Genomic DNA, 21,953 nt, shown 5'->3' with positions numbered 1-21,953 from the left:
GCTTTATAGAAAAAGTTGCGGTTGGGTAATGAAATATCTAGGAATCAACCGATTTCCTGAAACTCCTCCACCAATACAGACGTTTAAACTAATAAGTTGTAGAAATCCAATGAAACCAGGGAAAAAATCTCAAGTCGCACTGTTTAATCATAAAAAAGCCGCTGATATGCAAAAGATGTCTTCTGGGCTTTATGAAGAAGATCAATTTTTAGGCAGAAACAAAACCGAGGCAGAAGAGTTAAGTTTTTGGGAAGTTTGCCGCAGTCGCTCCATCTTAGTCATCGGCGTAGCAGCGGCAGTGACTACCGGAGTTTTCGCCTGGACACTGAATCAAAAAAGCGAGTACGAAGGGCACTTTCAATTATTAGTAGAACCAGCGGTTACGCAAAATACTTTAGCAAAAATATACTCCGGTGAGCTGAAACTGCAACCAGCGCCCCCCGCGACGACCGAAAAGGGGGGTTTTGACTACGAATCCCAAATTCAAGTTTTGCAAAGCCCGCAAGTAATGTCGCCGATTATTAAACAGTTGCAGGCTAAGTATCCCGAAATAAATTACAACTACCTCTTGAACCAAAAAGCAGATAATTTGCCGTTTTCTCGGGCAACTAGGCTGTCAATTAATCGATTCAAAAATACCAAGATTATCGAAGTTAAATATCGCGATTACGATCCGAAAAAAATTCAGTTTGTTTTGGAAAAAGTTGCGCTAGGCTACCGCAACTACAGCGTGCAAGATACTACAACTCAAATTAGTCAGACTCTGGATTTTGTGAAATCGCAAATTCCCAACCAGCGAAAGCGCCAACAAGCTCTGCAAACAGAAATTCAAAAATTGCGGCAGCAGTACAATTTCATCGATCCGCAAATTCAAACCCAACAGCTTTCGCAGCAAATCAGCCAACTGCAAGCGCAAAGATTGGACGCGCAAACGCAGCTCAACCAGCAGAGATTGCTCTATTCCAATCTGCAAAATCAGCTCGGACTGAACCAGCAGCAAGCGCTGATGGCATCGGCTATAAGTCAAGCTCCCCGCTATCAAGCGATGCTGACTCAATTGCAGCAATTAGAAGGGCAAATTGCGATTAACTCGGCTACGTTTACAGACGAAACTCCGCAAATGCAATTGTTGCGAGAACAGCGCAAGAACCTGATTCCTTTGTTGAAGAAAGAAGCCCAACAGGTTCTGGGAACTGATTTGGCTAAGGTAAATTCACAAGTGCTGGCTTTTCAAGATCCGGTGCGGATTAAGTTAATCGAGCAGTTTATCGGTACTGCTAATTTAATTCAGGTGCTGGGCGTGCGGAATCAAGTTTTGGAACAAGCTGCTAAGCAGTTGAATCAATACTCTCAAAAATTCCCGGTGATTTTGCGGCGCTATTCGGATTTGCAGCGCGAGTTGGATTTGACTAACAATACGCTGAATAGTTTGCTGGCAAAACAGCAAGCTTTGCAGCTTGAAGCTGTGGGCAAAAAAGAGGTGGCTTGGGAAGTTATTGCTAAGCCGGAAATTCCGCGTTACAAAAATGGCGAGTTGATGGCTGTTGCTCCGATTATGCCTTTGAATTTGGCTTTGGGGGGATTGGCTGGTTTGCTGTTTGGTATGCTGGCGGCGCAGTTGGCGGAACGGTTTAAGAATAAAACGGTGTTCCAAACTCCAGAGGATGTCAAACAGTCGATTCGCCTGCCTTTGTTGGGGGTAATTCCTGCTAGCGATAAAATTTTGAGACTTCCTCCTGCTGAGACAAGCCCGGTGGATGTGGCAATTTCGCCGATGCCGACGGATGCTTTTCAAGAAGCTTTTCGATCGCTCAATGCTAATATTCGCTTACTAAACGTTAATACTCCAATCAATTCTTGCGTAATTACTTCTTGTCAAGTAGCTGACGGCAAGTCTACTGTAGCAGTCAATCTGGCGCGGGCAGCAGCAGCAATGGGCCAGCAAGTGCTGTTGGTGGATGCGGATTTGCGGCGCCCGCAGGTGCACGAAATGCTGGGTTTACCGAATTGGCAAGGCTTGCACAATGTGATTTCTGAGGATGTGGATGTACAACAGGTGATTTTGCGATCGCCCCGCGATGAAAATTTGTTTGTGTTAACTTCCGGCCCGGTTCCTCTCGATCCCACAAAGGTGCTTTCTTCCCGAAAAATGCAGCATTTAATGGCAGCTTTGTCAAGTCATTTTGACTTAGTTATTTACGATACTGCGCCGCTTTTAGGTTTGGCGGATGCGAATTTGTTGGCGGCTCACACTAACGGGTTGATGCTGGTAGTAGGGCTGCATCAAACTGAGCGGGAGGCGCTGTTGTTGGCTTTTGAAGATTTGAAAATGGCGGGAATTCCGCTGTTGGGAATGGTGGCGAATAACGATAAAGGCAGCAGGTATTACTATCAGTCTTACGTGCAGGATTACGTTCAGGAACAGTCTGTTTGAGGGAGAGGAATACCTAATTATCGTAGGGTGCGTCGCTGCGAGATTTTCGCTCTTTTTTGGGATTTTTGATGGCGACGCACCCTACCGCTATACTAGGGATTTGCTTCCAGGCTGTTGACAATTTCTTGATATCTTCATTATTTAACCAGTTCAAACTGGAGGCCGTCGCTACTTTTAACTACCTTGACAAGAACTGGTTCTTGACCTTGGCGTTCACCGTTAGAAAAGCGGATTGGATTTCCTGAAGATTCATTTTGTGAAAAATTACGCTCTTGGAGAGTTGCTAATATCTTCTGGCGAGTGGGTTTCTCATCCGAAGGTAGAGCTTTAATAAAAGCTTGAGTTGCATCATAACTAGCAGCGGTGCGCCAGCTAACGCGCCCTTTCCATCTTTTCTCAGCTTCACCAGCAAATTTTTTTGAATTTGGTTCTTCTGCAAACCAAGGTACAGCTAAAACCAAACCTTCAACAGCATCTCCAGCCTCGAAAATCTTTGGATTGTACAAAGCATCAGCTCCCAGTAGCGGTAGCTTTTTAGTCCCCTGCTGGCTTAACCTTTGCTGGGCGCTGGCAATTTCATTAACCACAGAAATAGTCTCTGTGTCTGGCAACAATACAAATGCCTTAACTTGATTATCATACATTTTTGAAACTACACCAGAAGCATCCAGTGCAGAATAGCTCAAATTAATCGGATCTCCGACAACCGATCGACCTTTGTTTTTGTCTTCAAAAAATGTTTGAAACTCCTGCGTTATGCTCTTGCTATATGTACTATTAGGGTTATTGGCAATACCAACTTGTTTGTAGTTGTTTTCTATGGCATAACTCGCTAATTTTTCAGCAGTTTTTTCGTCATTCGGCACGGTTCTAAAAAAAACGCTAGGTTTTTCGTCGTTCGGCACGGTTCTGAAAAATCTGAAAAAAACGTTAGTTTTAGTTTTAATATTCTGTCTCTTCAGTGAAGTGCCTGTGCTAGTAGGGGAGATGATGGCTATACGAGCTTTTTGATACTCATCTAGCGCAGATTCAGTAGCTTTAGTCGTGTTGTGTCCAATCACTCCTATAATATCTGGGTCTTCGATTAGTTTCCGAGCAACTGTTTTAGCTTTATCGGGAGCGTTGTCATCTTTAGCGATCTTAATTTTTAAGAATCTATCCTTCGATTTTTTGTTGAAACTTGTTTGTGCTTGTGCCACTCCTCGCAAGATTTCCGCAGCGATTTCGTCTTTAGGATCGAGAGGTAAAACTACGGCGAGAGTGACTAATTTATCCTTTTCTTTGTTTCCTGATTCCTTATTTTTCAACAAGGCTGTGGCATTATTAGCATAGATTTGTACTTCTGGATCTGTAGGATTAGCTTGTATCGCGTCTTCAAAATAATTCATAGCATCGGCATACTTTTCATCTTTGAAAGCTTCAATACCTCGATCGCGCTTGGAATTTTCAATGCCCTTAAAGAGAGTCCGCTCACCTTCGCTAAAGAATTTCTGATCCACCTGATTGATATGCCACATAGACCAGATGCCTATCGAACACCCAGCCCCCAAAAATCCCAAAATCGTTAAGCTAAAGTTACGCCGGTTCCTTCGTCTTTCCAATTCTAGGCTTGCCGTTATAAAAACATTGTCTTCTCGGCTCAAGGTTTTACCCTTACTCCATAGGAGTGCCTCATTTAATTTTTTTCCTCGCAACAGTTTGGATGGGTGTTGGTCATTAGCAAGCCATTTCGTTATTTCCTGTTGGTAAGGTCGTTGATTCAGTAGCTGATTGTTAACCAACTGTAACTGCTTATTAACCCATTGATAATTAAAAATAAGCGGGTAAATCTGATTGTAAACTCTTAATTTCCCATCCTGTTTAACAACCAACCCTGATAACAGCAATTCTGGTTTTTCATTGCTGCTATTAGCAGTCATTTCTCCCTTATCTAAAATTTGCTCATATACCTCTAGTAATCGAGCTACACTTTCCAGGCTGGACTCGTAATTAAGAATGCGATCGCGTATCGTCGTCAAATGTGGCGGGTTATCCTGGGATTCCCAATTTTGAACGATTCGCTGTTGCACCAACTGTTCTACCCCTGATGCCTCCATACCGTTTGTTATAAGTTCGCAAATTTTTTGGGTAAGAAAAGGTTGCCCACCCGTCCAATCTAAGACTGCTTGCAGCACCGCATGGGGATTGCTAACTTTCCCCTGTAATTCCTGAATCAAGGGTTCAGCTTCATGCAGATGAAAGCCGTTAAGCTCAATCTTCGTACCAATATTAAACGGAGTCTTGTTTGGATCGCCGATCAAATCTGAGGGAATGGCTACCCCTAACAGGGCAAAAGTTATACGGTTGAATTCTGGTTTGCGAGCGCGTCGGTTATGGCAACTTCGGATCAAAGCAAAGAAATCATCTAGCTTGCCCTTCAGACTGGGACTGAGAACACAGTTTATCTCATCTACAAAAATGACTACTTTTTTTGGCAGAGTTACCAATTTATCTTTAATAAAATGGTTCAATTGCTGCAGCGACGAACGAAATTTATGACGCTTACACCAGGTTTCTAAATCAAAATTATCGAGATTTATATCCTGCTCTCTAAGCTCATTCACCAGGCTCTCAATTACCGCTCGATACCATTGGTCTGTAGAAGAAATATCCGTGCCGATCTCAGTAAGATCAATCGCAATACAAGCAAACCCTTGTGTCCTCAACCGTTCCATTGTTCTCACCATCAAACTGGATTTGCCCGTTTGCCGCGAGTTCAGGACATAACAATATTCCCCATTATTTAAAGCTTGGTAGAACCTTTCATCTGCTTCCCGCTCGACGTAGGTAGAGGAATCAGCAGGTAAAGGTCCTCCGACATAGTATTGAGACATAATCAATTAACTCTCCACTAATAAAATACTATGGACACAAGTCGCGTAAAACCAAAACATTATTGTCCTGCTTCTGGCTTTCCAAACTAAATCACGAGTCATACATTGAATGGCGGATCGGTTCTGATATCTTTAGAATGCACAATCACCAACCGCAATTTTTTCAAAGTATCCTCGTTCCTGCGATTATGTTTCCAAGAGCGCAGCAATCCAAAAAAGTTGTTTGCGATCGCTTGATGTTCAAGAATAAACTCGACGTTATACAATACCAAGACAAGGGGAGTTTGAATTTCCGCTAGCAGGTATTCTCGAAAGTAGTTGGTACATTTCATGTTGCCCGGTATTACTCCCTGCCAAAACTCAGCTAGTGTATTTGTTAGCTTAAGTTTGCTTGTAATTTCGGTACAAAACCACTGCAATAACCGTTCGGAACTGGTGAACGCATCTTTGTTTGCCTGCTGAAAGTCCACGGATACTGCTTGATAGCCTTGAGGAATGTCTTCCTTCATAATTTTCATTATTAAAGAGGCTGTTTTCATTTGTGAGGAAGTCTTCACGCAGATTACTGTTTTTGGCTGCTTCATCCTCCGATAAATTTCCGATCGTAAAACTGGTAGTTTTGGGCGTGTTAACTCTTTGGGTTGATCGTTCGTCAGATTAGGTTTTGAGGTTGCAGGTGAAACTGCTATTTGTGAGTTTTTTTTTCTTTTTCATCTATTGCTTGCTTAAAAATTTTTTTAATTCGATCAAATACCCTTCTCAACGAGATTTCTGTATCCAGTTCCACCTCATAAGACATAATTAAAGGTACAAGAGGCAGAGCGACTTTCAGTTTTGCTGCCGCAGGTGTCTGCGGTTCATTTAGCTTGTCGAGAATCTCCTGTAACTTCTGCATCAACTCATCGGAATATTTATTAGGTTGGATTTGAATGAGTTCCACTTCTGTCACAACCTCAACGATGGCATTACGCGCATCCTTTTCTATTACTTCGCAAAATGGTGCCTCTTGCACAAGAATATTCCAATACTCACGCTCATGCTGGCGAATCATTGGCAGGATCTCCTGCTCAATTCGGACTTCAAGATCGAACTTTTCAGCAGCGTTTGAGGTATGAGCAATCCTATACTGGAACTTACGAAGTTTTTTATACTCAACATCCAATATTTTTTCTAAATCAGCTAACTTTTGCATTGAGTCCATGCGAGCCTAACTCCTGTAAAATTCACGAGATATCGTAGTCAAATTCACCATTACTAGAAGCAATAGCTGCCGATCCCCTTGTTTTTTTGTTACGAGCATCTTTCAGTATTATCACTAAGCCTCACAACTCATCCGGAATACTTAGAAGGTTTTTAGCTAATATTCCTATGACACCGGGTTCTGCCCGATCACATCCTCGGCCGATTTGAGATTTGAGAATTACTCCTGTCCCAATCCTTCCCCCGGCTGACGATGCGAAGGGATTAATCCGGGGGCTTTGTACCCTGGATGCTTTCAGTCAGCAACGCCTGCACTCCATTCTGCGATCGCATTTCCGGCTCAACATTAACTTTAAAGACTAATTTTCTTAATATTTGCGATCGACATCTTGGACTATAATTAAAAGTAGAAAAATTTCAACAAATTGCGGCACTTGCAAATTGGCAAGACCTGAAAGAAAACGTGGCTGGTAAATTCCTATTTTGTAATACATCGATACAACTCCCCAGCTAGCTTTAAAACTAGCAGGGGTTTTTGTGTTTTTCACACAGGAGATGAAACAATGGCTATTGCTACTATTAACCCAGCAACGGGAGAAACGCTGAAAACTTTCGAGCCGATCGCAGATGAGGTAATAGAAGCTAAGCTGGAATTAGCACAGCAAGCTTTTAACAAATACCGCCAACTGCCGTTTGAACAGAGAGCTCTGTGGATGCAGAAAGCTGCCGACATCTTGGAGCGCGATCGCGAAATTTACGCTGAAATGATGACCCTGGAAATGGGCAAAACGCTTAAATCTGCGATCGGCGAAGTGGAAAAATGCGCCTTAGTTTGTCGGTATTACGCCAAAAATGCCGCTCAATTTATGGCAGACGTACCGGCAACCACCGATGCTAGCACCAGCTTTGTCCGCTACCAACCGCTGGGCCCTATTTTAGCCGTCATGCCGTGGAATTTCCCATTTTGGCAAGTTTTTCGGTTTGCGGCGCCGGCGCTGATGGCTGGCAATGTCGGCTTGCTCAAACACGCTTCCAACGTGCCTCAGTGCGCTTTGAAAATCGAAGAAATTTTTACGCTTGCTGGCTTTCCCGAAGGAGTTTTTCAAACTTTGTTAGTCGGCGCCGACAAAGTAGCCGATATCGTTGCGGACGATCGTATCAAAGCAGCAACTCTCACCGGTAGCGAACCAGCGGGTGAAAGTTTGGCAGCAAATGCGGGCAAAAATTTGAAAAAAGTAGTGCTGGAATTGGGAGGAAGCGACCCATTTATTGTGATGTCCAGCGCCGATTTAGCAGCAGCTTTATCAACTGCTGTGACATCCCGGATGCTGAATAACGGTCAATCTTGCATCGCCGCGAAACGCTTTATTGTAGCAGAAGAGATTGCCGACGAATTCATCACAGGATTTGTCGAAAAATTCGAGCAATTAAAAGTAGGCGATCCGATGTTGCCAGAAACCGATATCGGCCCTTTAGCTACTCCCGCAATCCTCAAAGACTTGGACAATCAAGTGCAAACTTGCATCCAATCGGGAGCAAAACTTCTGACAGGTGGCTGCCCCTTGTCAGAGAATGCCGGCAATTTCTACTTGCCAACTATTCTGGCAGATATTCCGCCGAATGCCTCTGCCCGTCAAGAAGAATTTTTCGGGCCCGTAGCTTTAGTATTCCGAGTTGCAGACATCGATGAGGCGATCGCCCTCGCAAACAGCACATCTTTTGGCTTGGGTGCGTCAGCTTGGACTACAGTAAACTCAGAGAGCGATCGATTTATTTCCGAACTAGAGGCCGGCGCCGTATTCATCAACGGTTTAGTAAAATCCGACCCTAGATTGCCCTTCGGCGGCATCAAACGCTCCGGTTACGGACGCGAATTGAGCATCCAAGGAATACACGAATTTGTTAACATTAAAACAGTGTGGGTGAAATAAGCTCCCACTCTATCAACCGATCGCACAAATCTACATAAGCCTGGGTTTATCTGCGTTTACCTGCGGTTAAAAATTCCCCTTTAGTATTTTTGCGATCGGTTGAAAAACAAAGACCAAAAAAACCCATTAGCCGAGGATAAAAACGGAAATGAACACAGCTCAACTATTGGTAAAATGTTTAGAAAATGAAGGCGTAGAATACGTCTTCGGACTTCCCGGAGAAGAAAATTTAGAAGTTCTAGAAGCCCTGAGAAACTCTTCAATTAAATTTATTACTACTCGCCACGAACAAGGCGCCGCTTTCATGGCAGACGTTTACGGTCGTCTCACCGGCAAAGCCGGCGTTTGCTTGTCCACTTTGGGCCCTGGCGCAACTAACTTAATGACAGGAGTTGCTGACGCCAACTTAGACGGCGCTCCTTTAATAGCAATTACCGGACAAGTCGGCACAGACAGGATGCACATAGAATCGCACCAATATTTAGATTTGGTCGCCATGTTTGCGCCAGTTACTAAGTGGAATGCTCAAATTGTGCGCCCCAGCACGACGGCAGAAATTGTCCGCAAAGCCTTTAAAGTAGCTCAAAGTGAAAAGCCGGGAGCAGTTCATATTGACTTACCTGAAAACATCGCAGCCATGCCTGCTGAAGGACAGCCGCTCACTAAAGACAACCGCGAAAAAACTTTTGGCGCTTACCAAAGCTTGAATAAAGCCGCTGTGGCAATTTCCAAGGCAAAAAGTCCTCTGCTTTTAGTAGGAAACGGCGCGATCCGCGCTAACGGCAGCGATGCTTTGACACAATTTGCTACTCGATTGAATATTCCTGTAGCTAATACTTTCATGGGTAAAGGTGTAATTCCTTACACTCATCCTTTGGCACTGTGGACGACGGGATTGCAAAAACGGGATTACATTAGTTGTGCTTTTGAAGAAACGGATTTAGTGATTGCTGTTGGCTACGATTTGATAGAATATTCTCCGAAGAAGTGGAATCCAGAAGGAAAAATTCCGATTATTCACATTGGATCTTTGCCAGCAGAAATTGACAGCAGTTATATTCCTCTTATAGAAGTTGTGGGGGATATTTCTGATTCCCTCAATGAAATTTTGCAGCGTGCCGATCGCATGGAGAAAGTAGACCCTTTTGCTAAGCAATTGCGGGCGGATATTCGCGCTGGGTACGAACAATATGCAGCCGACGACGGTTTCCCGATCAAGCCACAAAAACTCATTTACGATTTGCGGCAAGTTCTGGACCCGGAAGATATTCTTATATCTGATGTGGGAGCTCACAAAATGTGGATCGCGCGGCACTATCATTGCGATCGCCCGAATACCTGTTTGATTTCCAACGGCTTTGCCGCGATGGGAATTGCGATTCCGGGTGCGGTAGCTGCAAAACTCGTTTATCCCGATCGCAAAGTAGTAGCAGCCACCGGAGACGGTGGTTTTATGATGAATTGCCAAGAGTTAGAAACTGCTTTGCGAGTCGGTACTAATTTTGTAACGCTGATATTTAATGACGGCGGTTACGGGTTAATTGAATGGAAGCAGCAAGATTATTTTGGTCATTCCGATTTCGTCAAATTTGGCAATCCCGACTTTGTAAAATTTGCGGAAAGTATGGGTTTAAAAGGCTATCGAGTGGAATCTGCAACGGATTTAATTCCGATTCTGAAAGAAGCCCTGGCTCAAGATGTCCCTTGCGTGATTGACTGTCCGGTAGACTATCGGGAAAATGCGCGTTTCAGTCAATTATCTGGGGATATGAGTTGCAATTTGTAAGCGTAGCCAGAAATCAGGAAACGGCAGTGCCGTTTCCTCCATCGCCGTGTTGTTTGCGGTTATATCCGATCGCACGATCGCGCTTTTTGACAAGTTGGGATGTCGCGGGCGATCGCGCTTTCTCAGATTCAAGTATTCGGATTAGCTGTTGCCTTCGTGATGTACTGGATAATCAGGTCAAAATTATTACGGATTTCTGCCAATTGTTTTACCCAAGTATTAGAAGCATAAATCACTTCCTTTTCCTTTTGGCGATCGGCTGCAATTTGGTTCTCAATTTCTCTGGATAGTTTTATTTTAACTTGTCGGATTTTTTATTCTATCTGAGTTTCGAGGTCTTTGGCAATGGCAATAAACTGACTCATTCTCTCGCCACGAGCTTCAACCAGTTCCTGAGCTAATTCTCGTTCGTTTTTGACTGCATGGATATCCATTGCAACTGAAACCACTCCTAGAATTAGCCCTACATCCATCGCCACGTTAGTTATCACGTTAGTTATATTTTTGGCAATGTTGACTGCCTCCCAATTGTTGGGTCTGCCGTACTTAGTGTGCTAATTTTTCTCAAGAAATGCCTCAAATCCTTGCGGGGCAATATTTTTTAGCAATATTTAACTTAAATAGAGGCGGTTTTTCAGTCAATTCAGACGTATTTTAGTTGGTGGCTACTTCCAGTAATATTTGAGCATAAGCTGTTGTGCATTTAAAACGCATATTGGTATAATATAACATAATGATATTCAGAAAAAGTGAATGCCTGCTAAAAACTTTCTAAGTTCCGAAACAAAGGAAAATCTTCAACAAGTATTAAAAGAGCATGAGCATCCAGATATTCGGCAAAGAGCCTTAATTTTTTGTTACTAAATAACGGAAATACACAAGCTCAAACTGCTGAACTAATTGGATGTTCTCTAAGAAAAGTTGCTTATTGGAGTATTCATGGTGATCCTGAGAATTTAGACAGTTTTAAAGATGATAGGATGAAGGGTAACTACCGAAAAGCCACAGAAGAATACATTGATTTACTTCTAGAGACAATTGAAGTAGAACCTGAGAAATATGGCTATGAATTCGGGAGATGGACAACAGCTAGACTTGCCATATATTTAGGAAAAAAGACAGGAATTGAACTGAGTAGCACTCAAGTAAGGAGGATTTTAAAGTCAAAAAAGTATGTTTACCTTTGGGCAAAATATAGCTTAGAGGATAAACAAGATACCGTAGAGAGGGGTTTATTTAAAGATAAATTAGCTGAATATCTAAAAATAGAAAAGAATCTCCTAACCTTTTACAGGTATGGTTTTGGGACGAGAGTGGATTTAGTTTAAGAGTAATCAGAAGGAAGAACTGGTGTAAAAAAGGGACTCGAAGTAAAAAAGAGGAGAGCGACGAAAAGGTCGTATTAATGTCATGGGTGGAGTGAGATATTCAGATAAAAAAGATGGGTAGATTTTATTCCATCTGGGAATTCTGCTAATTTTTATGCAGTGCTAAAAAATTTTTATGAAGATTTAAAAGCCGAGTGGATATTGCAAGGAAATTTAGCCGAAGACTTTAAAGATAAGGGCTGTAAGTTTGTGATAATTTTGGACAACGCTAGTTTTCATAAAAAAGCCGAGACTTTGCAGAAAATAGCGTCAGAAATGCCGAATCTAATCATAGAGTTTTTGCCCAAATATAGCCCTGACTATAACCTAGTTGAATTAGTATGGCATTCTGCCAAGGAATATGTTGCTAATAGATTATTTGAATCCATTGAAAAACTAGAATCACTGTTACATAAACTTTTAAACGAAGGAGGACTAATTATGAAATGGAACCGAAAAATAAAAAATAAAGGTAACTTGGTTAATGCTGTTTAGATGTCGAACAGCTTACTAAGTATGGAAGACCCGTTTTTGGCTACTTAAACTAATATTTAAGCACACTAAGGAATGAGAATTAAATAACTTCCACTCTTGAAAGTGGGATGGGCGTCCCGCCCGTCCTTTTTGAACGGGCTATAAGAGCCTATCCCACAATAACAATTAAAATTGTAAGTTATTTAATTCGCGATCCTAAGTACGAAACAGCCTATTTTTTGATTTTTTAGCAAGCCCCAATACTTCTGTCTCGCATCTCATCACTTCAAACCCAATAATAAGGCGATTCCGCCGATCGCACCAACTACCCCCAAAACAGCCCGAATGCTCACTTTTTCGCCCGCCAGCACCGCTAAAGGCAGTATAAACAGGGGACTGGTAGAAATGAGTGCTTGAGCGATTGCTGCGGGTGCATATTTCAGCGAAATCTGTTGCAGGAAAATTCCGAGATAGGTTCCTAAAAAAGCTGCTAGAATTATTGCACCTAATAGTTTTGGCGCTTTTAATTGTTGGAAACTGTCAAGATTTGTTGGTTTCAAAAAGCAGAGCATGACTGCCATGCCGCCGCTCAAACGCAAGGCTACTGTCCACAGGGGATCAATATCTATTTGAGTGAAGGCGGCGCGGGATAAAATAGCTCCAGCGGCGTTGGCTATTTGTCCTAATAAACTAATCCCTAATCCCTGCCACAGATGTTTTGATGGTAAGATTGTTTCGGCTGTTCGTTCTGCAATTACCCACGCTACGCCGCCGATTGTTAAAAGAATGCCAGTACAAGCAATGGGCGATAAGTTTTCTTGCAAAAATATTAAGCCCAATAAAGCTGTTAAAGGGGGAGATAGGGTTTCTAAAAGCAGCGTTCGCCTCGCGCCTAAATATTTTAATACGATAAAGAAAGTGGTGTCTCCGATGCCAATTCCTAAGCCGCCGCTGATGAGCAGCACTGCTAAAATATTAGGGTTGATTGCGGGTAAGGGTTTGCCTAAAATTAGTACAGTGGCAAGGATCAGGAAAAGGGCGATCGCGCCTTTGAGCAAGTTTAGCACCACTGCCGGGAATTGGTGTTCCACTCGCTGCCAGATAGTTGAAGATAGAGCCCAGACAAATGCAGCGCCTAAAGCGGCAATTTCACCCATAAAATCTGTTGACTGTTGACTGTTGACTGTTGACTGTTAACGGTTGACTGTTGACTGTTGTCATTAGTTACCAATTCGCAATTCCCGATGCCCTCTTTGGCCGATGCCCGATTCCCGATGCCCGATTCCCCATGCCATATAAATTAGGGTTCCCGGTGACCTACCTGGAACCCTAGATTTATTAAGCTTTTTTAGCACTGGGCGGTGAACGTAAATCAATACCGTCATGTCCGAATAGAGGAACGAATTCGCTTGCAGTTTGGGATGGCTTCGTTCCTTTCTTCGGACACCCAAGATATATGTCTACCTACGGATTAACCTTGTGGTAATCCCGGAGATTGCGAAGGTTGAAATTGTGACCGCATATCTGTTCTTACCCAAGAACCAAAACGATCGGGACGAACGCATTCAGCATTCTCTAATTCGTCTTTGAGTTTATTGGCGAAAGATTCAAAGAGCTCCACTAAAGCCTGACGATCTGTTAAGCAACCTTGGAGAGCAATAAGTTGTTCCAGCGTCCAGTTATACAGTTGAGTGTCCCCTTGTTCAATTCGTAAATAGAACTGATTCTCAAACTGTGCCAGATTAGAGTAGAAGTTCTCAACTTCTGCCTTGATCAAGTTCATATCCAGGTAGAATTGTTGCTGTTTCAATTCTGCAAAAATCGTATTTTTGAGGTTCTGCGTGAAGTTTTGGTTCAGCTCATTATTGACGATAGCAGAGACATCATTACGGAAGTTGAGAATCTTGTTATCCAAGCTAGTATTAATGCGATTGTCAAGATCGTTGACAATATTAGTAGTCACTAACTGCACGTTGTGATTGCTAGATTGATTAACCACCGTATTGATGCGTTGATCCATGTTAGCTTCAATCTGCTGAATGACCAAATTTTTAATGTTTTGGCTTTGGTCAGCAATTCTGAGATTAACTACGGCATTAATCCGCTGATCTATGTCGTGTTGAATTTGCTGAACAATTTGAGTGTTAATATCTTGAGATAGATTAGACACTTTGAGGTTCACGACATTATCGATGCGTTGATCGATGTAAGTTTGCATTTGCTGAATCACCAGATTCTTCACATTCTGGGTTTGATCGGAAATCTTGATGCTCACCACATTCTCAACACGCTGATCGATAGTATGTTGGAGTTGCTGAATTACCTGATTAGTGATCTCTTGAGATTGATTTGCGATTTGGACATTAACGGAGTTACTAATGCGCTCATCAATATCAGCCGACATTTGATTAATTACCTGGGTATTAATCTCTGTAGACTGATTGGCAATTTTGATGTTAACTACATTGTCAATCCGTTGCTCAAGTTCAGTTTGCATTTGCTGAACTACGAGGTTCTTAACTTCTTGAGTCTGATTAGACACTTTGAGATTAACGACGGACTCAACACGCTCATTGAGTTCGGTTTGCATTTGTTGCAGCACTAAGTTTTTAATCTCTTGGGTTTGTTCAGAGATTCTTAAATTCACCTGCTCACTAACAATGCGGGGAATTCGGGAAATAAATAAGTCATTGAGATTTTTGTTGAAGTACCCCGACCAATTGTGGAAATTCTGATTAAAACTAACTTCCATTTGTTGGGTAAGAGTCTTAAGCATAAACTCCAGCCGTGCTACCTTCATCCCTAAGTCTTTAGCTTGAGTTTGATAGCCTTTAAGCAGCCATTTTTCCAAATTGTCCCAATAAGCTTCTTTTTTCTCGTTCGGATCGCCTGTTACTGTGATGGAACTATTGATTTGGGCTGCCATTTGCTGCCACATTTGTTCCATCTGATCTTGGTCAAAACTGAAGTTAAATCCACTGCCAATATTGATATTGTCAGGGCCAGAGCTAGTTGTACCACCAGTCGTAACTGATGTACTACCAGAGCTAGTTGTACCACCAGTCGTAACTCCTGTACCACCAGTCGTAACTCCTGTACTACTAGAGCTAGTTGTACCACCAGTCGTAACTCCTGTGCCACCAGTCGTAACTCCTGTACCACCAGAGCTAGTTGTGCCACCAGTCGTAACTCCTGTACCACCAGAGCTAGTTGTGCTACCACCACCCACTACACTAACACTGCTTTCGCCGCTGCCCGTACCAGGTGGTAGTGATGACTGTGCATATTCTTCGGCTACTTCTAGATCGCTGATGTTGTTGATTTCTAAAACAACTTGCCCTTCGTTATCTTCTATGTATGTATCAAAAAAGAAGCCGGAGAGGGTGGTTTTTTGTTTGACTTCAAAAATAACGTCATCTTTGAAGCCATTTAAGGAACACCAACTTTCGCTAAGTTCAATTCCTGTCAACTTGGAGATAAATTTTCCCCCTTGAATCAACAGTAACGCCCAAGGTTCTAATTGGAAATTTTTTGCTTCTGCTCCATAGGTGGCATTGCTTTCCCGAATCTTGACGCGATAGTTCCCTGGGGCTAACTCGATAGAATTAGCATTGGCTTTTTTAAGAGTGGAGAGATAATTGCCATCCAGCGAATAGCAGTTTTCCTTGCTATCAACGGTTAAAGTTTGGGGATTAAACTGTTGATTGCCAGTGATTGAAACAGTCACTTGTCCTTGATTATCACCACTATAGGTATCAAAGAATAAAGCACAGACTACAGCTTTTTCTTTGATGTCTAACTGCAATTTGTCGTTATAGCCGTTTAAAGTTGCCCAAGTTCCACCTGTCTCAACACCTGTCTTTGTGTTGATAAAGGTACTGCCATCAAGTCCATAAATCCAGAGAAAAACAAAAGGCTCACCGACGGTATTGTCTGCACTATAACTGTAGCTACCGCTGGTAATTTGGATGTCAAAAGTTCCTTTGTCTAATGTCAGAGACTTAGCAACATTTTGTTGCAAGTCATTCATCTGAGCAGTATTGATAACGTAACAGTTTTCTTTGGTATCAATCGTTAACAGTTGCATAGTTTCCTCACGAGTTGTAGTAGTTGTTTGTGCAGCTTGTGTACCTTCAGTGTTAACTTTTGAAGTGATGGTTGCGATCGCTTCTGCTGCTGGTTGATAAACCGCAATTCCTGCCCAACGACCGCTAGGCATGGTTTGAGCCACTAATGTGCCTTTACCTGTCTTGGTATTAATGCGGATTAATTGACCGTCTTTTCCCAAGTTAAAAAAGCTGCCCGTAACGCCATACAGGACATTGCTAACAAATTCCATACTGCCAATACCAGGAAATCCGGTATCACCAATAGTTTTAACTTCGCTAGTATCGAGATTGCATCTAGCAAGTAATTTCTTCTTGTCGTAACCAATTAATGTTATGATTAAAGTCAGTGAAGGAGTCGCCTCCTCCACTGCTCTCCAAAACGGAACGTGATAGTTTCCCATCATTCCGCTCCTCAATAAAACGGCTGTTGTCATCAGTACGTCATTACCAACATATCGTTTTCCCAAGCCCAAAGGCTTGGTTCCACTGGTGGCTTAGGTTTAGCACTTTTGCAGCTAGATTTGTTACCAAGACTGCCATCATTGGCAGTCTTTGTGTCGTGGCAATGTCGATGGAGTAGCTGCCAATTATCATACGATTCCTTTCCACCTTTCGATTTGGGGGCGATGTGGTCAACCTCTATCGAATCTCCATCTTTGAAGTAGTTATCGCAGTGAGCGCATTTCCCTTTTTGTCGCTTGAGTAGTTTGGCTACTCTTACGGGTATTTCTGGGTGTACTCCCATTCTTGAACTCCAATATATCCAGTCACCGTCATAGGGTGATGCCATCCCTTTTACTTTTACATAGCGCTTTATTTCAGTGGAACTATGTTGTATGAGCTTTAGAGGATTGTTACCCTCTCCGGTTGCGAACACCCAGTTATTGCCTTCTACGGTTTTGAAGTATTTAAGGCGTGTCCATCCTCTGCCCTTGTTCCTATGACGATGGCGACCCCATTTGAGAAGCTTCCAAACCACTAAGTGCCACAGCCTATCAAATATTTTCTTGCTGACGACTGTTGAGAAGTAGTTACACCAACCCCTAATGATAGGATTGAGATTTTTTATTAAAGTCGCTTGGTTTAACCCACGCGATTTATTTATTACTTCCGCAACTTTTCTGTAGTGCCTTTTCTGACTTTCCTTGCTAGGGCTGATAATAGTTTTAAAGCCCAATAAAGTGCCTCTAGTTCCCTTACTTGAGTTGTGTTTTCCTACTGGAAACTGCCTGATGTTGAATCCTAGAAAGTTAAATCCAGGTTTTTCATCATCTAGTTTATTCAGGGTGTGGGCTAATCTTGTTTTACTCGGCTTTAATTCTAACCCAATGTCACTTAACCACTTCTCTATCTCAACCTTACACAGCTTCACAACTTCTACATCCTCATGGAGAACTACGAAATCGTCCGCATATCGTATCAGTGAAATCGATTTGATTTTGTCTCGTAATCCATAAGTATGACCACGAGAGTCTCTCATCTCGAATTTTGGGGCTAAACCCATAATCAATTCCTCAATCCCATGTAAGGCGACATTGGCAAGTAGAGGTGAAATCACCCCGCCCTGTGGTGTCCCTTCATCAGTTGGGAACAGCTTGTTTCCATCCATAACACCAGCTTTTAACCAAGCCCGGATTTGTCTCCGTAGGGTAGGATAGGTATTTAATTTTGAGAGAAGTACATCATGGTTAATGCGGTCGAAGCATTTACTGATATCGGCATCCAGCACATATTTTGATTTCTGACTTACCGCACTGAATATTGCTCCTATTGCATCGTGGCACGAGCGTCCTGGTCTGAACCCGTATGAGTTAGGTTCAAATCGCGCTTCCCATTCTGGTTCTAACACCAGTTTGACTAACGCTTGCAAGGCTCGGTCTTCCATTGTCGGTATGCCTAACGGTCTTTCCTCATCTGTCCCTGGTTTGGGTATCCAAACTCGGCGTGTTGGCTTAACCTTTGAACCCAATGATATTTTATCTATCAGTGCGAGACGTTGCTTTGGGGTCAGCGATTTAACACCGTCCACGCCTGCCGTCTTCTTTCCTTGATTATCTTGTGTTACCCGACGAACCGATAATGCTTTTGCTGCCCAAGAACTTATCAACAGTTTCTGGAGTCTGCGTACTAGCTTGACATCACCACGATTAGACGCTTGATATATCCGCTTTTGCAATTTAAAAACGTTACGCTCTAGCTTTCGCCAGTTGATATCGTTCCATTCATACATCGGTTTTTCTACCGTGTTCATAACATATTCATTGCTACTTGTAGCTATACCATCCGTATTACCGTAAGTCCGTTAGCATATCCTCACCATTGCAGTGAGGCGTTGGCTTTTGACTCAATCTCTACCACCTGTTACCTGGAAGTCCAGATGTTTCGTCTTAGCTGACTGCTCGAAGTATTCGACCTCTTCGAGAGTAATCAGGTGGGTTACTTCGTTCCTCATAACCATTGGTCTGTTCCGTTAGGATGTCACCTCTTCACCGAGTTTTTGGGTAACGTAGGTATGTCGGGCAAAATTCTCATACCACCCTGTACTAATGCCCTTTTGGGACTACCAGCGCATAAAGCCTTATTTCGCTGGTTCGCCGTAACGGTGATTCAGGCAGTGACTTCGCATTTGCTATCCGTAGGAACTTGCTCACGGGATACCACTTTTAGGCTAGTGGCTCTTTCCGCTTTTATCTCCGCTTCACCGATTGATGGCTAGTCTCTACAGTGGGAGATATGCTTTCACCTCTACGTCTGAGGGGCAGGACTTATCGTTTTCTAGGATACTAACGCTCACCTGCAAGGTTATGAAGTTGTCATCTACAAGGGATTAAAGTGCGAACTCAATCCTCATGGATTACCCTGTAGAAGCCAGTCATCCCCCAATTTCTCGGTTTCGACTGAACGAATCGCACTATGCTATGCCATTGCTATCAAAAGCAACTTCACCACAGTTGTAGTCTTTATTCGCTACGGTAGCTACTGGTGTACCTTTTCCTGTTTTGAGATCGAGGGCAATGAGTTGTTTAGCTGTGGTGGCATAAAGGGTTTGACGTTGGGCGTTATAAGCCAAGCCGGCTGTAGCAAAGCCCGTATCCCCAATGACAATAGTCTCGCCCGTTTTGATGTCAATTTTAACGAGCTGCGTTGTGCCGCCTTCTTGCTCAATGCCATAGAGCTGTGAATCAACAAAGGCAATATCATACATTTCTGTAATGAGCTCACCGATGAATGTTGCTTTACCTGTGGCTAAATCAAGAGTATACAGTTTACTTAACTGATTCGAGACACAATCTTGGATATAGACTGTGCCTGGAACCATAGCTAAATCCACAGAAGGTATATTGCTTCCCTGATTACTCATCTTTTTCTGTTTTTATTACATAAAAAAGCAGATGAACGTAAAAGTGGGGTTGGTCATCAGTTATTTCAACTGATTTTGGGAAAATACTCGCCTAGCAACGACAGCCACCAGCGAGTGCGAGATAAAGTGATGATAGATGCAGTTGGAGCTGCTTGGCTATTGAGCACAGAGCGCTTTATTACAACATCACTAGCTTTCCTCGCAGTGGGCGGGGAGAGAATCGAACTCTCATACCTTTCGGTGTCAGATTTTGAGTCTGATGCGTCTACCAATTTCGCCACCCGCCCTTTGTGTTGGTTTCACGCTAATAACACACCGATCGATTTCCTCCAAGCAAAGATTCATAATCTTTTAAACTTGTCCAGCGATCGATCTCTCTGGCGCGCGATCCTGGTACAGGATGGGACAACTGAGCCGTCTGAGCTTGTCTGAGCTTGTTTGAGCATATCTCCTAGTTGAGTGGTGCTGAGGTCGTCGTAGGCTCACGCCTGCGCCAAAAACGCATCTACATTCAGTTTTTGGTAATCACTTAATGTGATATATGCTATTAGACTTGTTTTGCAAAACTGTTAAGAAATCATACTCGAGGTTGCTGATGACGGTATTTCCATTAGTGCCGATCAACTCTCAGCATCTGCTAGAATTGGTCGCCAATTTTACCGCTCCGGGCATGACTATTACTCTATCTAAAGGCGTAGATAATTTTTTTTTTATTAATAAAACGTAATATCTTTCTCTTCTTTCAGTGGTGCGAAGTCAGCAGCAACGAGCATTTTATCGAGATCGTACTCGCTCCATGCCATAGAGTTGTGAATATACAAAGGCAATATCATACACTTCTGTAATGATCTCACCGATGAAGGGGGTCTCCTGGCTATCCGGTGATTGATATAGCTGATGTGTCTCTGGGTAAGAATTTCAGTGATTTTATTGCCAAAATTTTGTACTTTTCGATACACTTTCCAGCACAAATCCAAGAGAGCCGATGAATGTTGCTTTACCTGTGGCTAAATCAAGAGTATACAGTTTGCTTACCTGATTCGAGACACAATTTTGGAGATCAACTGTGCCTGGAACCATAGCTAAATCCACAGAAGGTATATTGCTTGCCTCCTTACTCATCTTTTTCTGTTTTTATTACATAAAAAAGCAGATGAAAGTAATAGTGCGGTTGCTCATGAGTTATTTCAACTGAAGTTGGGAAAATACTCGACTAGCAACCACAGCCACCAGCAAGGGGGATATCAAGTGATGAGATATGCACTTGGAGCTACTGGGCTACCTAGCACAGAGTTCTTTATTAAGACATCACTAGCTTTTTTAGCAGTGGGCGGGGAGAGAATCGAACTCTCATACCTTTCGGTGTCAGATTTTGAGTCTGATGCGTCTACCAATTTCGCCACCCGCCCTTTTGGGTTTCACCATCATAACACACCGATCGATTTATTGCAAGCAAAGATTCATAATCTTTTGAACTTGCCCAGCGATCGATCTCTCTGGCGCGCAATACTGGTACAGGATGGGACAACTGAGCCGTCTGAGCTTGTTTGAGCATTTCTCCCAGTTGAGTGCTGCTGAGGTCGTCGTAGGCCCGGGCCTGCGCCAAAAACGCATCGACATTCAGTTTCGGAGCTAAACTCGGCGAACCTCCGGCCAGTTTCATCAACAGCGATGCTACCACTTTTGGGTCTTGGGTGGCGAGCAAGGCGGCGCGATCGCACGTAAATTCCGCACACCGCAACCATTCCAACATTTGCGCCTGCAAACCCTGGGCGAGCACGGTTCCTACAGGCGAAAATTGACCGGCGGCCAACACAATTAAATTAGCCAGAGTCAGGTAAACTCCGTGTTCGCACTTCAAATGCCCCAACTCGTGAGCAATTACTGCCTTAACTTCCTCGTCTGTGAGCAAATCAATCAGAGAAGTGTGCATCACCACAAAAGGCTGTTTTCCCCGCATCGCAAAGGTGTAAGCATTGGGCATCGGATGCTGGCGGACATAAAGCTGCGGCGGTTCCAAATCAAGAGTTTTGCAGGCATCCAACAGCAATTGATGCAGGTGGGGCAATTGATTTTCGCCGACTTGGACGCTGGAAGCCAGATTTTCCAGCATAAAAAACTGTTCGCCCAGTTGTCCCAGCAACTGCCGCACCATCAAATCCAGCCCGGGCAGTTGTTTGAGAGTGCTGGTAGCTTCCAAGTCTAGCGGGTGGCGAAACTGGTCTGCTTTCAAACCGATGAGCGGTATGTTCGACATTTTAATCCTGAGTCATTAGTCAATAGTCACTGGTCGTTAGTCATTGGTCATTGGGAAATGGGAATTATGAATTGGCAATTGGCAAGTGAAAAAGGTTGAATTATTTTTCTTTCTTCTTCCTGCTTCCTGCTTCCTGCTTCCTTTTTCCTAATGACTAATGA

Annotated in this window: 14 protein-coding genes, 2 tRNA genes and 1 pseudogene; 4 read left to right on the top strand and 13 right to left on the bottom strand. The window is 43.1% G+C overall.

Annotated elements, in window-relative coordinates; genetic code table 11:
- The first annotated feature begins 109 nt into the window (after positions 1-109).
- On the top strand, positions 110-2,434 hold the full coding sequence (locus OSC7112_RS00655; RefSeq protein WP_015174109.1) for a GumC family protein: 2,325 nt from the start codon (positions 110-112) through the stop codon (positions 2,432-2,434).
- A gap of 137 nt (positions 2,435-2,571) precedes the next feature.
- On the opposite strand, the gene OSC7112_RS34250 is transcribed toward OSC7112_RS00655, so the two are convergent.
- The 4 genes from OSC7112_RS34250 to OSC7112_RS39200 all read right to left on the bottom strand — a co-directional run bounded on the left by OSC7112_RS34250 (position 2,572) and on the right by OSC7112_RS39200 (position 7,055).
- Complete coding sequence (locus OSC7112_RS34250) at positions 2,572-5,307, bottom strand: AAA-like domain-containing protein (RefSeq protein WP_015174108.1); 2,736 nt, start codon at positions 5,305-5,307, stop codon at positions 2,572-2,574.
- Between the two features lie 98 nt (positions 5,308-5,405).
- Positions 5,406-5,903, bottom strand: a complete 498-nt coding sequence (locus OSC7112_RS00645) for an AAA-like domain-containing protein (RefSeq protein ID WP_223300917.1) — start codon at positions 5,901-5,903, stop codon at positions 5,406-5,408.
- An 89-nt stretch (positions 5,904-5,992) separates the two neighbouring features.
- Positions 5,993-6,508, bottom strand: a complete 516-nt coding sequence (locus OSC7112_RS00640) for a hypothetical protein (RefSeq protein ID WP_015174106.1) — start codon at positions 6,506-6,508, stop codon at positions 5,993-5,995.
- 367 nt (positions 6,509-6,875) lie between these two features.
- Positions 6,876-7,055 carry a hypothetical protein gene (locus tag OSC7112_RS39200; RefSeq protein ID WP_041622299.1) on the bottom strand — a complete coding sequence of 60 codons (180 nt, stop codon included), beginning with the start codon at positions 7,053-7,055 and terminating at the stop codon, positions 6,876-6,878.
- Between the two features lie 15 nt (positions 7,056-7,070).
- Between OSC7112_RS39200 and OSC7112_RS00630 the strand changes: the two genes are divergently transcribed.
- Positions 7,071-8,438, top strand: coding sequence for an NAD-dependent succinate-semialdehyde dehydrogenase (locus OSC7112_RS00630; RefSeq protein ID WP_015174104.1), 1,368 nt, complete (start codon positions 7,071-7,073; stop codon positions 8,436-8,438).
- 148 nt (positions 8,439-8,586) lie between these two features.
- The gene (locus tag OSC7112_RS00625; protein WP_015174103.1) at positions 8,587-10,224 is read left to right on the top strand and encodes an acetolactate synthase large subunit; all 1,638 of its coding nucleotides are present in this window, start codon (positions 8,587-8,589) and stop codon (positions 10,222-10,224) included.
- 314 nt (positions 10,225-10,538) lie between these two features.
- On the opposite strand, the gene OSC7112_RS39195 is transcribed toward OSC7112_RS00625, so the two are convergent.
- Positions 10,539-10,715: a hypothetical protein gene (locus tag OSC7112_RS39195; protein ID WP_190274309.1), complete on the bottom strand. Its 177-nt coding sequence runs from the start codon at positions 10,713-10,715 to the stop codon at positions 10,539-10,541.
- A 262-nt stretch (positions 10,716-10,977) separates the two neighbouring features.
- Between OSC7112_RS39195 and OSC7112_RS36765 the strand changes: the two are divergent.
- A pseudogene (locus tag OSC7112_RS36765) lies at positions 10,978-12,086 on the top strand (IS630 family transposase).
- Between the two features lie 260 nt (positions 12,087-12,346).
- On the opposite strand, the gene OSC7112_RS00610 reads toward OSC7112_RS36765, so the two are convergent.
- The 8 genes from OSC7112_RS00610 to OSC7112_RS35085 form a co-directional block, all read right to left on the bottom strand.
- Positions 12,347-13,222 (bottom strand): DMT family transporter, encoded by an 876-nt coding sequence (locus tag OSC7112_RS00610; RefSeq protein WP_015174101.1) that lies wholly within the window; start codon positions 13,220-13,222, stop codon positions 12,347-12,349.
- A 314-nt stretch (positions 13,223-13,536) separates the two neighbouring features.
- Positions 13,537-16,608, bottom strand: a complete 3,072-nt coding sequence (locus OSC7112_RS00605; protein WP_190274308.1) for a ring-infected erythrocyte surface antigen domain-containing protein — start codon at positions 16,606-16,608, stop codon at positions 13,537-13,539.
- Positions 16,608-18,425: a group II intron reverse transcriptase/maturase gene (ltrA, locus tag OSC7112_RS00600; RefSeq protein ID WP_015174099.1), complete on the bottom strand. Its 1,818-nt coding sequence runs from the start codon at positions 18,423-18,425 to the stop codon at positions 16,608-16,610. The genes OSC7112_RS00605 and ltrA overlap by 1 nt, the downstream gene beginning before the upstream one ends.
- Before the next feature lie 660 nt (positions 18,426-19,085).
- Positions 19,086-19,535 (bottom strand): DUF6923 family protein, encoded by a 450-nt coding sequence (locus OSC7112_RS00595; RefSeq protein WP_015174097.1) that lies wholly within the window; start codon positions 19,533-19,535, stop codon positions 19,086-19,088.
- Between the two features lie 205 nt (positions 19,536-19,740).
- A tRNA-Leu gene (locus OSC7112_RS00590) sits at positions 19,741-19,822 on the bottom strand.
- Between the two features lie 640 nt (positions 19,823-20,462).
- On the bottom strand, positions 20,463-20,657 hold the full coding sequence (locus OSC7112_RS39190; protein ID WP_015174095.1) for a hypothetical protein: 195 nt from the start codon (positions 20,655-20,657) through the stop codon (positions 20,463-20,465).
- A gap of 205 nt (positions 20,658-20,862) precedes the next feature.
- Positions 20,863-20,944: transfer RNA gene (locus OSC7112_RS00580), tRNA-Leu, on the bottom strand.
- On the bottom strand, positions 20,923-21,792 hold the full coding sequence (locus OSC7112_RS35085) for a M48 family metallopeptidase (protein WP_015174094.1): 870 nt from the start codon (positions 21,790-21,792) through the stop codon (positions 20,923-20,925). The genes OSC7112_RS00580 and OSC7112_RS35085 overlap by 22 nt, the downstream gene beginning before the upstream one ends.
- Between the last annotated feature and the right edge of the window lie 161 nt (positions 21,793-21,953).

The sequence above is a fragment of the Oscillatoria nigro-viridis PCC 7112 genome (assembly GCF_000317475.1).
Taxonomy (GTDB): domain Bacteria; phylum Cyanobacteriota; class Cyanobacteriia; order Cyanobacteriales; family Microcoleaceae; genus Microcoleus; species Microcoleus nigroviridis.
This window is presented reverse-complemented; position numbering and strand designations above follow the sequence as displayed.